The organism is Terrabacter sp. P2_E3 (genome assembly GCF_056403915.1).
Genome location: NZ_JBFUEN010000016.1, coordinates 64,675 through 78,982 on the forward strand (window position 1 = coordinate 64,675; position 14,308 = coordinate 78,982).

12 protein-coding genes are annotated in these 14,308 nt (G+C 72.1%); 4 read left to right on the forward strand and 8 right to left on the reverse strand.

Annotation, left to right across the window (positions count from 1 at the left end; genetic code table 11):
* Nucleotides 1–33: 33 nt before the first annotated feature.
* From AC1DW8_RS19035 to AC1DW8_RS19055, 5 genes are all read right to left on the reverse strand, one after another.
* Nucleotides 34–1,218 (reverse strand): hypothetical protein, encoded by a 1,185-nt coding sequence (locus AC1DW8_RS19035; protein ID WP_157623304.1) that lies wholly within the window; start codon nt 1,216–1,218, stop codon nt 34–36.
* Between the two features lie 79 nt (nt 1,219–1,297).
* Nucleotides 1,298–1,963, reverse strand: a complete 666-nt coding sequence (locus AC1DW8_RS19040; RefSeq protein WP_478095511.1) for a response regulator — start codon at nt 1,961–1,963, stop codon at nt 1,298–1,300.
* Nucleotides 1,960–3,048 carry a sensor histidine kinase gene (locus AC1DW8_RS19045; protein WP_478095512.1) on the reverse strand — a complete coding sequence of 363 codons (1,089 nt, stop codon included), beginning with the start codon at nt 3,046–3,048 and terminating at the stop codon, nt 1,960–1,962. The genes AC1DW8_RS19040 and AC1DW8_RS19045 overlap by 4 nt, the downstream gene beginning before the upstream one ends.
* Nucleotides 3,049–3,115: 67 nt before the next feature.
* Complete coding sequence (locus tag AC1DW8_RS19050; protein WP_478095513.1) at nt 3,116–3,934, reverse strand: SDR family NAD(P)-dependent oxidoreductase; 819 nt, start codon at nt 3,932–3,934, stop codon at nt 3,116–3,118.
* 10 nt (nt 3,935–3,944) lie between these two features.
* Nucleotides 3,945–4,916: an NADPH:quinone oxidoreductase family protein gene (locus AC1DW8_RS19055; RefSeq protein WP_478095514.1), complete on the reverse strand. Its 972-nt coding sequence runs from the start codon at nt 4,914–4,916 to the stop codon at nt 3,945–3,947.
* 96 nt (nt 4,917–5,012) lie between these two features.
* On the opposite strand from AC1DW8_RS19055, the gene AC1DW8_RS19060 reads away from it, so the two are divergent.
* Nucleotides 5,013–5,462: a nitroreductase/quinone reductase family protein gene (locus tag AC1DW8_RS19060; protein ID WP_478095515.1), complete on the forward strand. Its 450-nt coding sequence runs from the start codon at nt 5,013–5,015 to the stop codon at nt 5,460–5,462.
* Here the strand turns inward: AC1DW8_RS19060 and AC1DW8_RS19065 are convergent.
* Entirely contained in the window at nt 5,410–7,737 is a 2,328-nt protein-coding gene (locus AC1DW8_RS19065; protein WP_478095516.1) for an exo-beta-d-1,3/1,6-glucosidase, read from the reverse strand. The genes AC1DW8_RS19060 and AC1DW8_RS19065 overlap by 53 nt on opposite strands.
* A 39-nt stretch (nt 7,738–7,776) precedes the next feature.
* On the opposite strand from AC1DW8_RS19065, the gene AC1DW8_RS19070 reads away from it, so the two are divergent.
* Nucleotides 7,777–9,042: a DUF4921 family protein gene (locus AC1DW8_RS19070; RefSeq protein ID WP_478095517.1), complete on the forward strand. Its 1,266-nt coding sequence runs from the start codon at nt 7,777–7,779 to the stop codon at nt 9,040–9,042.
* A 15-nt stretch (nt 9,043–9,057) separates the two neighbouring features.
* Here the strand turns inward: AC1DW8_RS19070 and AC1DW8_RS19075 are convergent, their stop codons facing one another.
* Nucleotides 9,058–9,351, reverse strand: coding sequence for a DUF3072 domain-containing protein (locus AC1DW8_RS19075; RefSeq protein WP_056775477.1), 294 nt, complete (start codon nt 9,349–9,351; stop codon nt 9,058–9,060).
* Between the two features lie 51 nt (nt 9,352–9,402).
* Nucleotides 9,403–10,851 (reverse strand): flavin-containing monooxygenase, encoded by a 1,449-nt coding sequence (locus tag AC1DW8_RS19080; protein WP_478095518.1) that lies wholly within the window; start codon nt 10,849–10,851, stop codon nt 9,403–9,405.
* A 76-nt stretch (nt 10,852–10,927) separates the two neighbouring features.
* On the opposite strand from AC1DW8_RS19080, the gene AC1DW8_RS19085 reads away from it, so the two are divergent.
* Together AC1DW8_RS19085 and AC1DW8_RS19090 are read left to right on the forward strand one after the other, a co-directional pair.
* A complete protein-coding gene (locus AC1DW8_RS19085; protein ID WP_478095519.1) occupies nt 10,928–12,949 on the forward strand; it encodes an oxidoreductase in 2,022 nt (673 codons plus the stop codon).
* Between the two features lie 37 nt (nt 12,950–12,986).
* Complete coding sequence (locus AC1DW8_RS19090; protein WP_478095520.1) at nt 12,987–14,276, forward strand: adenylate/guanylate cyclase domain-containing protein; 1,290 nt, start codon at nt 12,987–12,989, stop codon at nt 14,274–14,276.
* Nucleotides 14,277–14,308: the final 32 nt, after the last annotated feature.

A 14,308-nucleotide genomic window follows, 5' to 3' on the forward strand; every position in this document is an offset into this window, starting at 1 on the left:
GCCCAAGCACGTGGTTCGGCTGCGGCCCAGAGATCACCTCGCGGCGAGCTGGCCCTGGCCGGAGGACAGTTCGGTCGGAGCCGTCCCGACGACGGCTCGGTCCAGGGAAGGGATGCCGAACGCCATGACGATGTAGAGGCCGGTGGCGACGAGGGGCACGGGGCTCGGCTCGAAGCCGTGCGCGCCCACGGCCACGCCGTTGACGACGAGGAGGACGCCTCCCAGCGTTCCGGTGACACCGGCCAGTCGGACACGACTGCCGAGGTGCCCGAGGCGCAACATCGCTGCAGCGGACATCAGCAGAGTGACTCCGAGCAGGATGGTGAAGAACGAGTTCACACCCCACTCCACCCAGCGGACTGCCTCCGCGGCGGCGAACCGGGACGCCCGGTCCTCCGGTGGAGCGGCGGCCCAGGAGTCGACAGCGTGCTTGAGGGCGACGCCGTCCACAGCCATGTTGATCGCGATGAGGGCCACGGTGGCGGCGGCGGCCGCATCGCCGAGCCGAACGAGCGCCGGGGACGCCCCCACCCGCTTCAGGGTGCGACCCAGGATGACGAACCCTGCGACCACCAGGCCTGCCGACAGGAACTGCAGGTCGTGGACCCATACCCAGTCGGTGCTGTGGGCGTACTCGGCGAACACGGCCGCATGGGAGTTCGGAGGCTGGTCGTGCGGGTGAAGGATGCCTCCGGCGACTGCCAGACCTGCGCCGCCGACGAGCAGTGCGGAGGAGAGGAGGGCAGGACGCGACATGGGCGAGTGAGCTCTCGGATTCAGAGCTGGAGTGACGGTGGAGGTGTGCGGTCGCCATGCCATGAGGATGCCCATGAGGGCGAACATCGCGACGTGACCCCACGTGAGCAGTGCATCGCCGGGAAGAACGCCGAGCCAGTAGGGGCACAACAGGACGAGGAAAGGCAGAGCCATGACAACCGACATCTCGACGATGTGGCGTGCTGGGTGCCGTCGCACCCACATCCAGGACGCCATGCCGAGGGTCATGTCGAAGGCCATGGTGAGGGCCATGGCGTCCGGCCGGCCGGTCAGGCCGGGCCAGACGCCGTCCCAGATCGCACCGAACAGCCCCATGCCGACGACCATCGAGAGGGTCATCTCGAGGTAGGCGACGAGGAAGCGGGCGGGCCGGGAGCGCAGGAGCCGGCGGACGGCCGCGCGAGGCGAGCGGTCCGCATACAGGGTCGTGAAGGTGGTCATGCCGACGATGGTCGATCCCAGAGGGCCGATCCCGGACGTGCCAGAGGTCACGAACCGGGTCACGCGTGGGGCATGACCTTCACAGCAGGCCGAGCGCGCGGGCCCTCAACGCGGCTTGCGTGCGGTCGCGGACGCCGAGCTTGCCCAGCACGTGGGTGACGTGGTTCTTGACCGTGCCCTCCGACAGGTAGAGACGCTCGGCGGCCTCCCTGTTGCTGAGCCCGTCGGCGACGGCCCGTAGGACCTCCAGCTCGCGCTGGGTGAGCGGATCGACGAGGGGCTGCGAACGCGGCTCGCTCGGGAGTTCGGGCAGCTGGCTCATCCGAGCCAGGACCTTGGCGGCCACTGACGGCTGGAGAACCGATTCGCCGCGGGCCGCCGCCAGCACGGCCTCGACCAGCCGCGGGGCGGTGGCGTCCTTGAGCAGGTATCCGACGGCACCCGCACGCAGGGCGGGAAAGACCTCGTCGTCGCCGTCGAAGGTGGTGAGCACGAGCACGCGAACCTCGGGATGCTCGACACGCAGCCGCCGGGTCGTGTCCACGCCATCGAGCACGGGCATCCGCAGGTCCATGAGCACGACGTCGGGTCGGAGCCTCTCGACGAGCTCCAGCGCCTCGACCCCGTCCTCCGCGGCGCCCACGACCTCGACCTCTGCGCGCATCTCCAGGAGCGTCGTCAGGGCCTCACGAAACAAGGTCTGGTCATCGACGACAAGCACCCGCACCGGGCGATCGAGGCTCATCCCGGCATCTCGACCCGGACGGCCACACCGCTGCCCGGTGCCGACTCGACACTGAGGGAGCCGCCGAGATCCTCGACGCGCTCACGGATGCCGACGAGGCCGAACCCGCCGGCGGTGCCGTCGAGGCCACGCCCGTCGTCGCGGACCTCCAGGCTCACCACGTCTGCGCGGTAGGTCAGCCGGATGACGGCGGCGTGGGCATTCGCGTGCTTGCGGATGTTGGTGAGGCCCTCCTGAGCGGCGCGGAAGAGCGCCACCTGGACCTCGTCGTCGAGCCGGCGCTCGCGCCCTCGGACCTCGACGGAGGTGGACGGACCGGACGACACACCCTCGGCGGCCAGGCTCTCCAGCTGCGCGGAGAGCCACGGCTCGGGCCTCGCCTCCCGCAGGGCGGCCACCGACTCGCGGACCGACACCAACGCGCGGCGCGCCTGGTCCTCCGCCTGGCTGAGCAGCCCGTCGGCCCTCGCCGGGTCGCTGCTCAGCACCGCCCTTGCGGCCTGCACCTGCATGCCGACCACCGTGAGATGGTGCCCCAGCCCGTCATGGATGTCGCGCGCGACGCGCGTGCGTTCACGCATGGTGGCCAGCTCCTCGGCCTGTTCGCCGAGCTCACGCAGCCGGCGGTTGGCGTCGGCGAGCTCCGACCGTGCCTGTTGCTCACGCAGGTGCAGCGCTGCGAGGACGAAGGCGAAGGCACACGCGAGTCCGGTGCTGACCACCTGGCGCACCGCGTCGGGCATGGGCATCCCCACGTGGACGAACGGGACGAGCACCGCGACGACGACCGCCCATCCGAGCGGTAGCAGCATGACGGCCTGGACGACCACCACCACCAGGAGCAAGGTGCTGCCGACCCCTGCGCCGGCCACGTTGAAGACGACGAACCCGAGCGCCAGGGCGACCGTCAGGTAGGCGACTGCGGCCGCGCGCCCCCGACTGAGCGCCCAGCGGTAGCCGACCACCGACCAGGCGACGAACACCACCCCGAGGGCACCGGCCGGCATGACCGAGCCGCTGGGAGCGGCCTCGAGCAGCATCACCAGCAACGCTGCTACGGCCAGCGCCGACAGGGCCCGGTTCACCGTCCCAATGTCGCGCCCGGCCCCGAGCGAGTCAATCGCGGCCCGGCCCCGGCTCCACCGTTTCCGCTCAGCGGCCGGCGGCGACCCGCTTCGCCGCGCGCTTCATGACCGCGGTGTAGGCCGGTCGGGCGAAGCGCTTGGCGCGCCAGGCGACGTGCCCGTCACGGTCGGTGAGGATGACGTCGCGGTGGGCGTCGATGCCGCGCACGACGATGGAGGCGATCTCGTCGGCGGTGCGCTTCGAGCCGCTGACCATCTTCTTGCCGGCCTCCTCCATCTCGGTGTCGGCACCCTGGAACGACGAGCCGAGGTTCGTCCGGAAGAACGACGGGCACACGACCGACACGTCGATGCCGTGCGGCGCGAGCTCGTGCGAGAGCGTCTCGCTCAGGGCGACGACGCCGGCCTTGACGGTGTTGTACGCCGACATGCCGGGGGCGTGGACGAGTCCGGCGAGCGAGGCGGTGTTGACGATGTGGCCGCTGCCCTGCTCCTTGAGGAGCGGGGTGAACGTGCGGCAGCCGCGGACGACGCCGAGCAGGTTGATGTCGACGATCCAGCGCCACTCGTCCATCGTCGCGACGTCGATGCGGCCACCCGCGGCGACGCCGGCGTTGTTGACGAGCAGGTCGAGCCCGCCCCACGTGCCGCGCACGTGGGCGAGCGCCGCAGCCCACGCCTCGTCGCTGCGCACGTCGAGCGGGAGGTATGCCGCCGCCTCCGGGAGCGCATCGGGCCGGTCGGTCTGCACGTCGGTCGCGAGCACGTGGTCGCCGCGGGCGACGAGGGCGCGGACGAGTGCGAGGCCGAGACCTGAGGCACCACCGGTGACGAGGACGCGGCGGGGGGACGTGGGAGCGGAGGCACGGAGCGAGCGGGACGGCATGCGCCCCAACCTACTGGCGGACGGTGAGGGTCACCTTGCCGTGGGCGCGGCGCTCGTCGATCTCCGTGAGCGCCGCCGCGACGTCGTCGAGCCGGTGGCGCGTGCCGATGGGCGGAGCGAGCGCGCCGCTCTCGAGGAGCGGGAGGATCGCGTCCCACTGGGTGCGCAGGTAGGTCGGGTCGGGCATCCAGAAGGCACCCCAGCCGACGCCGACGACGCTGATGTTGTTCAGGAGCAGCCGGTTGACCTTGACCTCGGGGATCTGGCCGGCGGTGAAGCCGATGACGAGCAGGCGGCCCTCGGGCGCGAGGCTGCGGAGGCTGTCGGTGAAGCGGTCGCCGCCCACCGGGTCGACGACGACGTCGACGCCGCGTCCGTCGGTGAGCTCCTTCGCGGCCGCGAGGAAGCCGTCGGCGAGGACGACGTGGTGCGCGCCGGCCGAGCGGGCGGTCCCGATCTTGTCGTCGGACGACACGACGGCGATGACGCGGGCGTCCATGGCGCGCGCCAGCTGGATGGCGGCGGTGCCGATGCCGCCCGCGGCGCCGTGGACGAGCACGGTCTCGCCGCGCTCGAGCTGGCCGCGACGGGTCAGGGCGAAGTGGACGGTGAGGTAGTTCATCGGCAGCGCGGCGCCGGTCTCGAACGAGACGGCATCGGGCAGCGGGAAGACCATCGCCTCGGGCACGGCGACCGTCTCGGCGAAGCCGCCGAGCACCGGGAAGGCCGCGACGCGGTCGCCGACGCGGAAGGCGCTGCCCTCGCCGACCTCGCGCACGACGCCCGCACACTCGGCGCCGGGGACGAAGGGCAGGTCCGGGCGCATCTGGTAGAGCCCGCGGCTCATGAGGACGTCGGGGAAGCTGACCCCCGCCTCGTGGACGTCGACGAGGACGTGGCCGGCGGTCAGGGCAGGCTCGTCGACCTCGCCGACCGTGACGGACGACGGCCCGTCGAGGCTCGTGACTCGTGCCGCGCGCATGCTGCTCCTCATCGTCGGGGGACCTCGACCCTAGCCGCCCGCAGGGCCACACTGGACGGGTCGGCCGATGCGTGCCGCGGGACCCAGGAGGCGGCCATGGGCGTGGCCAACCGGATGATGCGTGCGGCCAACGCGGCGCACGTGGCGCTCTACCGTCGCTTCGACGTCGGCTTCCTCCGCTCCATCCGGGGGATGCCGGTCCTCCTGCTCACCGTGGCCGGTCGGTCGTCCGGCACGCTGAGGACCAGCCCGGTCGGCTACTTCCGCGACGACGGCGCCTACGTCGTCTGCGGGAGCGCCGGCGGCGCGGCGGCGGAGCCGCAGTGGTTCCGCAACCTCCGCCACGCCGACACGGCCGTCATCGAGGTCGGCGACGAGCGGATCGAGGTGGACGTCGAGGTCGCTCGCGGCGCCGAGCGCGACCGTTTGTGGCGTCGCCTGCTCGAGGTCGCGCCGTTCTTCGGCGGCTACGAGGCCAAGGCCGCCGGGCGCGTCATCCCGTTGGCTGCGCTGACCCCGCGAGCGCCGACGTCCGCGGCGCCCTGATCGTGAAGGATGCCTTGAGCAGGTCGGTGTCGCGCGAGCTCGGTCCCACGCGCAGCTCGAACTCGCCCGGCTCGACGACGCGTCGACCGGACGCGTCGACGATGGAGCAGGCTGTGGCCGGGACCTCGATGCGGGTGGTCACCGACTCACCCGGCGGGACGGTGACGCGGCGGAACGCCTTGAGCTCCTTGGCTGCCCACGTGACGCTCGTGACGACGTCGGTGATGTAGGCCTGCACGACCTCGTATGCCGTCCGCTCGCCCGTGTTGGTGAGCGTGACCTCCGCGGCCACGACGTCGTCGGGCGAGAGGTCGGTGGCGTCGAGGGTCAGGTCGGACCACTCGACGGTCGTGTACGTCAGGCCCTCCCCGAAGACGAACTGCGGCTCCTGGGTGAGGTCGGCGTAGCGGTGGCCGTGCTGCCCGCGCACCTGGTTGTAGTAGGTCGGCTGCTGCCCGATGTGCCGCGGGATCGAGACGGGCAGGCGCCCGGCGGGCTCGATGTGGCCCAGGACGAGCTCGGCGACGGCACGGCCGCCGCGCATGCCGGGGCTGAAGGCCTCGATGACCGCGGCCGCCCGGAGCGCGCTGGGCGGCAGGACGTTGGGCTTGGAGTGGAGCAGCACGACGACGACGGGGACGCCGGTGCCGTCGAGCTGGTCGACGAGGGCGTCGAGCAGGGCGACCTGACCGCCCTGAAGGTCGAGCGTCGCCGTCGAGCAGCCTTCTCCCGTCAGGGCGATCGTGTCACCCAGGACGACGACGGCGAGGTCGGCGGCGCGTGCTGCAGCCACCGCCTCGGCGAGCTGGGCCGGGTCGACGGGCGCGGGTGCTGAGACCGGCGGACGGGGCTGGCCGTCGGGGAAGAGCGGCCCCTCGGGGTCGGGCACGAGGGTCTCGATCTCGGCGCCCCGAGCACGGGTGACGGCCCAGGTCGACGGGACGACGGCGCGGAAGCCGTCGAGCACGGTCTCGACCGTCTCGCGCGGGTGACCGTCGGGCATCCAGTCGACCTGGCCGGAGGCGCCGGCCCAGTCGCCGAGATTGGCCTGCGGGTCGTCGGCGTTCGGCCCGAGGACGGCCACGGTGCGCGGGACGTCCGTGACGGCATACGGAAGCGTGCCGTCGTTGGTGAGGAGCACGAGCGAGCGGCGGGCGACGTCGAGGTTGAGGGCGGCGTGCTCGGCGGAGCCGATGTCGACGCGCTGGCGCTCGGCGTCCGGCGGCCGCGGGTTCTCGAAGAGTCCGAGCTCGAGCTTGACGCGCAGCACCCGGCGGGCGGCCTCGTCGATGGCGCGCTCGTCGAGCAGGCCGCGCGCGACGGCCTCCTGGGCGGCCTCGAAGAAGGCCGGGGTCGTCATGACGAGGTCGTTGCCGGCGCGGACCGCGACCGTCGCGGCCTCGACGTCGTCGGCGCAGACCTTCTGCTCCCAGACCATCCGACCGACGTTGTCCCAGTCGGTGACGAGGGTGCCGGTGAAGCCCCACTCCCCCTTGAGCACCTCGTCGAGGAGCCAGCCGTTCGCCGTCACGGGGACGCCGTCGATCGCCTGGTAGCCGAGCATGAAGGTGCGGCAGCCCTCCTGCACGGCTCGCTCGAAGGGCGGCAGGAACCACGACGTCAGCTTGCGACGGCTGAGGTCGGCCTCGCTCGCGTCGCGGCCGCCCTGGGTCTCGGAGTAGCCGGCGAAGTGCTTGGCGCACGCGAGGACGGCCGTCGGGTCGGTGAGGCCGTCGCCCTGGTAGCCCCGGATCATGGCCGCGCCGAGCTCACCGATGAGGTGCGGGTCCTCGCCGAAGGTCTCGCCGACCCGGCCCCAGCGCAGGTCGCGGGTGATGCAGAGGACGGGCGAGAAGGTCCAGTGGATGCCGGTCGCCGACACCTCGACGGCCGTGACTCGTGCCGCCTGCTCGACGAGGTCGGGGTCCCACGAGCAGGCCACCCCGAGCTGGGTCGGGAAGATCGTCGCACCCGGCCAGAAGGAGTGGCCGTGGATGCAGTCGTCGGCGGTGAGGAGCGGGATGCCCAGACGCGTCCGGGCCGCGAGCTCGATGGCGCGCGGCAGGTCGTCCGGGGAGGTGTGCAGGATCGAGCCGGCCAGCTTCGTGTGGACGATCTCGGTCAGGTCGCCGCGCGCGTCGAGCTGGAGCATCTGGCCGACCTTCTCGGGCAGCGTCATCCGACCGATGAGGTCGTCGAGGCGCTCCTCCACGGAGAGCGACGGATCGCGGTAGGGAGCGTCGGTGGGGGCAGCGGCGGCAGCATCGTCGGGCACGTCCCGACGCTAGCCGACCGGCAGACCTAGGCTGGCAGGGTGATCGAGCCCCTGACGCGACTGCCCGACGGGACCATCAAGCAGGTCAACCCCTTCACCGGCACGAAGGTGTGGACGTTGCCGGGGCGCGCGGCCCGGCCTCTCGGCATCGCTCGGCCCGACCCGAAGCCCCTCGACCCGGCCGAGCACGAGCGCCACTGCGCCTTCTGCTGGGGCCGGATGATCGAGACGACTCCCGAGATCGCCCGGGTCGTCCGGGACGGGTCGTCGTGGCGCGAGGTGCGCGGGCTCGTCGCCGAGCAGCTCCACGACACGGTGCCGGAGCTGCGGCTCTTCCCGAACCTCTTCGAGATCCTCAGCTACGACTACTGGCACCTCGCCCACGGCTACGAGCCGACGCCCGAGTCGCTCGCGCACCGGGCGGCATACCTCTCGACGCCCGCAGGGCGTGCACACGTGACCGCGCTGGCGCGCATCCGGATGCGCTCGCGCGGTGCGGCTGGTGCCGAGGTCGAGCCGCTCGACGAGGACGACCTCGAGCGCGAGGCCGTCGGCCTCTTCGCCGGCAACCACCAGGTCGTCGTCTCGCGTCGGCACTTCGTCGACGGCGCGACGGACGACACCCAGAGTGCCGGCGCCGGCACGCTCACACCCGAGGAGCACTGGCAGTACACGCGATTCACGATCGCTGGGGTCCGCGACCTCTACCGGAGCAACCCGCACGCCCGCTACGTCTCGGCGTTCCAGAACTGGCTGCGACCGGCCGGCGCGTCGTTCGACCACCTGCACAAGCAGCTCGTCGCCATCGACGAGCCGGGCGTCGACCTCGAGCGGGAGACCGAGCGGGTGCGGGCCGAGCCGGACCTCTTCGCGCGCTGGGGGCCGCAGTACGCCGAGACGCAGGGTCTCGTCGTGGCGCGCACCCCCACGGCCATGGCCTTCGCCGGGATCGGCCACCAGTACCCGTCGCTCGTCGTCTACACGTCGAACACGGCGTGCCGGCCGTGGGAGCTCTCGGACGACGAGGTGCGCGACTTCTCCGACCTCGTGCACGCGTGCCACGCCGCGACGGGCGCCGACGTGCCGACCAACGAGGAATGGCACCACGGCCCCCCGTCGCTCGACCTGCCCGTGCCGCTCCGGGTGGTGCTCAAGTGGCGGGTGTCGACCCTGGCCGGCTTCGAGGGCGGCACGAAGATCTACGTCAACACCATCGACCCGTGGGCAGTGCGAGAGCGCACCGTCACGCGGCTGCGGCTGCTCGCCGCGGACGGTCTCGTCTCGGACCGCCTCGACATCCCCTGAAGCGGCCCGCTCGGGTCAGACCTCGCTGCCGTGGCCCTCGGTGCGCCCGTCGGTGACTCCGCGGCCCGTCACGGACTGGAGACGGTCGATGTGCTCGGACGCCTGGGCCTTGGTGAGGTCGCCGGGCAACGTCTCGCCGGCCTCACGGGCCAGGGTCTCGAGGTAGCTGCGCTGGGCGCCGGTCATGGCCTCGTCGCCCGTGACCCAGTCCTCGGGGTCCTTGACCGTCGAGTCGCCGGGGGTTCCGGCAGTCGTGGGGGTGGTGGCGCCGATGACGTCGTCGGTCGAAGATGTGTTCGATTCGCTCATGGGGGGTCCGTACCCGGTCGGCCGCTGCCAGACACAACCCTCGACACGCGCTCAGCGGGCGAAGGACATCGCCTCGGTGACGTCGCTGCCCAGCATGTCGCGTCGGTCGAGCAGGTAGTTCTGGCGCATCAGCCACGGCGCGCCGTCGCCCTGCTGGGGCAGGTCGTCGGCCGCCCGCTGCACGTAGCCCGACGCGAGCGGCAGCAGCGGCTGTCCGTCCATCCCCTCGGGTGCCCGCGGCGTCGCGCTCCGCCAGGCGTGGTGCTCCATGTGGTTGAGCAGCCGGCACACGTAACGACTCGCGAGGTCGGCCCGCAGCGTCCACGACGCATTGACGTACCCGACGCAGACGGCGAGGTTGGGCACGTCGGCGAACATCAGGCCGCGATACACCGTGAGATCCCCGGTGGGGCGGGCCTGCCCGTCGACGGTGATCGCGATGCCGCCGGCGATCTTGATCCGCAGCCCCGTCGCCGTCACGACGACGTCGGCGTCGAGCTCGCGTCCCGAGTGCAGCCGTATGCCGTGTGGCACGAAGGTCTCGATCGTGTCGGTGACGACGTGGGCGCGTCCACTGCGGACGGCCTCGAAGAGGTCACCGTCCGGGACGACGCAGAGGCGCTGGTCCCACGGGTCGTAGGTCGGCGTGAAGTGGTCGCTGACGAGGTCGGTCGAGCCGAGCGACTTGGCCGCACCCTTGGACAGCAACGACCTCATCACGGCAGGGCGCCGACGGCTCAGCTCGTAGACGCCCATGGTCCCGAGGACGTTCTTGTAGCGAGCAGCCGTCCCCGCGGCCTTCGTCGGGAGCACCCGCTGGAGCACGTCGCGGGACCGGTCGCGGCGGGGCAGGGACGCGATCCACGTCGGCGTCCGTTGGAGCATCGTCACGTCGGCACCGGCCTCGGCGAGCGAGGGCACGAGCGTCACCGCCGTGGCGCCTGACCCGATGACGACGACCGTGCGCCCGGAGACGTCGAGGTCGTCCGGCCAGAACTGCGGGTGCACGACGTCGCCCTCGAACGAGGCGAGGCCGGGCAGCTGCGGGTCGTGGGGCCGGTCGTAGTCGTAGTAGCCGCTGCAGAGGTAGAGGAATCCGCAGGTCAGCTGCTCGCGCTCGCCGCCCCTGCGCTCGACCGTGACCGTCCAGCGCGCGTCCTCGCTCGACCAGTCGGCCGCGACGACCCTGTGGCCCAGACGGATCCGCTCCGCGATCCCGTGCTTCTCCGCCGTCCGGCGCAGGTAGTCGAGGATCTTCGGCCCGCCGGCGATGGCGTCGGGGTCGGTCCACGGCTCGAACGGGAAGCCGAGCGTCATCATGTCCGAGTCGGACCGGACGCCCGGGTAGCGGAAGAGGTCCCACGTGCCACCGAGCGAGTCCCGGGCCTCGAGGATCGCCCACGAGCGCGTCGGGCTCATCGTCGACAGGCGGTAGCCGGCGCCGATGCCGGACAGGCCGGCTCCGACGACGAGGACGTCCAGGTGCTCGAGATCGCTCACCTGGCCATTCTCACCCACTGTGACGCAGGCCGCGCGATCGGCTACCGGACGGTAACCAGCGGCTACCCTCGGGCGGGTGACGACGGCATACCCCCACCTGCTCGAACCCCTCGACCTCGGCTTCACCACGCTGCGCAACCGCGTGGTCATGGGCTCGATGCACACCGGCCTCGAGGACCGCGCCAAGGACTTCGACCGGCTCGCGGCCTACTACGCCGAGCGCGCCCGCGGCGGCGTCGGCCTCATCGTCACGGGCGGCTTCGCGCCCAACCTCGCCGGCGCGCTCTACCCGGGTGGCTCCGTCCTCGTCACGAGCCGGCAGGCCCGGCGCCACCGGGTCATCACGAACGCCGTGCACCGCGAGGGCGGCACGATCGCCCTCCAGATCCTGCACGCCGGCCGCTACGCCTACCACCCGCTCGCCGTGTCGGCGTCGGCGCTCAAGTCCCCGATCTCCCCCTTCTCGCCCCGCGCGCTGACCCCGCGCGGCATCCGTAGCACCGTCGACGCGTACGCCCGCTGCGCCCGCCTCGCCCGCGAGGCCGGCTACGACGGCGTCGAGATCATGGGCTCGGAGGGCTACCTGCTCAACCAGTTCCTCGCGCCACGCACCAACCAGCGCACCGACGCGTGGGGCGGCACCCCGGAGAACCGGCGCCGCCTGCCCGTCGAGGTCGTCCGCGCCGTGCGCGAGGCGGCCGGCCCCGACTTCGTCATCGTCTACCGCCTCTCGATGCTCGACCTCGTGCCCGACGGGCAGTCGTGGGACGAGGTGGTCGCACTGGCCCACGAGGTCGAGGCGGCCGGCGCGACGATCATCAACACCGGCATCGGCTGGCACGAGGCCCGCGTCCCCACGATCGTCACGTCGGTGCCGCGCGGCGCCTTCACCCGCGTCACCGCGAAGCTGCGCCCCGAGGTCACCGTTCCCGTCGTCACGTCCAACCGCATCTCGATGCCCGACCTCGCCGAGCGGGTCATCGCCGACGGCAGCGCCGACCTCGTCTCGATGGCGCGCCCCTTCCTCGCCGACCCCGAGTGGGTGGCCAAGGCGGCGGGCGACCGGGCCGACGAGATCAACACCTGCATCGCCTGCAACCAGGCCTGCCTCGACCACACCTTCGCCAAGAAGACGGCGACGTGCCTCGTCAACCCGCGCGCCGTCCGTGAGACGACCCTCGTGCTCGCCCCGAGCCGCCGCAGCAAGCACGTCGCCGTCGTCGGCGCAGGTCCTGCCGGGCTCGCGACCGCGGTCGCGCTGACCGAGCGCGGCCACCGGGTCGAGCTCTTCGAGGCGGCCGCCGACCTCGGCGGCCAGTTCGCCATCGCCATGCGGATCCCCGGCAAGGAGGAGTTCGCCGAGACGATCCGCTACTACCGGAGGCGACTCGAGCTGAGCGGCGTCAAGGTCCACCTCGGTCGCCGCGCCGACGTCGGGGACCTCACCGACTTCGACGAGGTCGTCGTCGCCACCGGGGTGGAGCCCCGCGTGCCCGACGTCCCGGGCGTCGACCACCCGACGGTCGTGACGTATGCCGCCGCCGTCCGCGGCGAGGCACCGCTGGGTCAGCGCGTGGCCGTCATGGGCGCGGGCGGCATCGGCGTCGACGTCAGCGAGTTCCTCACCCACGTCGAGTCGCCGATGACGATCGAGCAGTGGATGGCCGAGTGGGGCGTCGGCGAGCCCGACGCCTCCCGTGGCGGCCTCGTCGAGGCGCACCCGTCACCCTCGCCGCGGGAGGTGCACCTGCTCCAGCGCAAGGCCACCTCCATCGGGAGGGGCCTCGGCAAGACGACCGGTTGGGTGCACCGGGCGGCCTTGAAGGCCAAGGGAGTCCATCACCACGTCGGCGTCAACTACGAGCGCATCGACGACGAGGGGCTCCACATCACCCACGGCGAGGACCACTCCGACCCGCAGGTCCTCGCCGTCGACACGATCGTGCTCTGCACCGGCCAGGAGTCCGTGAACACGCTCGGTCCCGCGCTCGCCACCGCCGGGGTGAAGGTGCACGTCATCGGCGGCGCAGACGTCGCGGCAGAGCTCGACGCCAAGCGCGCCATCCGCCAGGGCACCGAGCTCGCAGCGACGATCTAGGCCGCGGGAGGCGTGTCCTCGGCCGTACCATCGCGGCATGGGCGCATCCGACGTGCTCACCCTTCCCCGGACCGGCCTCAGCGGGGCCGTCGTCCGCATCGTCGAGCGCCTCGCCGAGATCGGCGCCCGGCCCGACCGGTCCCAGGACGAGCGTCTGCGCCAGGGCATGCTGATCTTCGCGTCGGTGCTCATCGCCCTCATCTCCTTCATCTGGGTCGGCACCTACCTCGCGTACGGCCACCCGCTGTCGGCCGCGATCCCGGCTGCCTACCAGGTGATCACCGTGGTGGGGCTGCTCGTCCTCTCGCGCACCGGCAGGTTCGCCGTGTTCCGCACGACGCAGCTCGTGGCCTTCCTCGTCCTCCCGTGCCTGCTCCAGGCGTCGCTCGGCGGCTTCATCGCCTCGAGCGGGATGGTCCTGTGGGCGATCTTCGTGCCGCTCGCCGCGCTGGCGCTGCTCGGGGTGCGGCGCTCGGTCGGCTGGCTCCTGGCCTTCTTCGTCGCGCTCGTGACGCTGGCCCTGCTCGACCCCCGGCTATCGGCGCAGCCGGCGGCCCTGCCGACCGGTTTCGTCGTCACCTTCTTCGTGCTCAACGTCATGGGGGTGACCGTCAGCGCCTACGCGATGCTCGGCTACTTCGTCGAGCAGCGCGAGCGGGCCCGCATCGCCCTCGAGGCCGAGCAGGCGAGGTCGGAGCGCCTGCTGCTCAACGTGTTGCCGGCCCCCATCGCCGAACGTCTCAAGCGCGGCCCCGGCACGATCGCGGAGCACTACGAGGCCGTCACCGTGCTCTTCGCCGACCTCGTCGGCTTCACCGAGCGGACCCAGGTCATGCCCGCCGACGAGCTCGTCGCGCTCCTCGACCGCATCTTCTCGGCCTTCGACCGCGAGGCCGACGCGCAGCAGGTCGAGAAGATCAAGACCATCGGCGACGCCTACATGGTCGCGGGCGGTCTGCCGGAGCGGCGGCCCGACCACGTGCAGGCGGTGGCCCGGGTGGCGATCGCGATGCGCGAGGAAATCGCGTCGATCGCGCGTGAACCGGGGTGTGAGTGGCTCGCCGTGCGCATCGGCGTCGACACGGGACCCGCCGTCGCAGGGGTCATCGGGCGGCGGAAGTTCATCTACGACCTCTGGGGCGACACCGTCAACACGGCGAGCCGGATGGAGTCCCACGGGCTGCCGGGGCAGATCCACGTGACCGACCGCGTCGCCGCTGCACTCGGGCCCGAGTTCACGCTCCGCCCTCGCGGGACGATCCTCGTCAAGAGCAAGGGCCCGATGAGCGCCTACCTGCTCGACGCCGCGGGAGGCGTGACCGCGTGACCCACGAAGTCCTCCGTCCCGTGGGCTCCGGA

Excerpts from the sequence above, each read along its gene's own strand:
- AC1DW8_RS19055 (WP_478095514.1), bottom strand. The coding sequence starts at position 4,916 with ATGCGCGCGGCACGAGTCACGAGCCTCGACGGGCCGTCGTCCGTCACG.
- AC1DW8_RS19075 (WP_056775477.1), bottom strand. The coding sequence starts at position 9,351 with ATGAGCGAATCGAACACATCTTCGACCGACGACGTCATCGGCGCCACC.
- AC1DW8_RS19060 (WP_478095515.1), top strand. The coding sequence starts at position 5,013 with ATGGGCGTGGCCAACCGGATGATGCGTGCGGCCAACGCGGCGCACGTG.
- AC1DW8_RS19090 (WP_478095520.1), top strand. The coding sequence starts at position 12,987 with ATGGGCGCATCCGACGTGCTCACCCTTCCCCGGACCGGCCTCAGCGGG.
- AC1DW8_RS19040 (WP_478095511.1), bottom strand. The coding sequence starts at position 1,963 with ATGAGCCTCGATCGCCCGGTGCGGGTGCTTGTCGTCGATGACCAGACC.
- AC1DW8_RS19050 (WP_478095513.1), bottom strand. The coding sequence starts at position 3,934 with ATGCCGTCCCGCTCGCTCCGTGCCTCCGCTCCCACGTCCCCCCGCCGC.
- AC1DW8_RS19035 (WP_157623304.1), bottom strand. The coding sequence starts at position 1,218 with ATGACCACCTTCACGACCCTGTATGCGGACCGCTCGCCTCGCGCGGCC.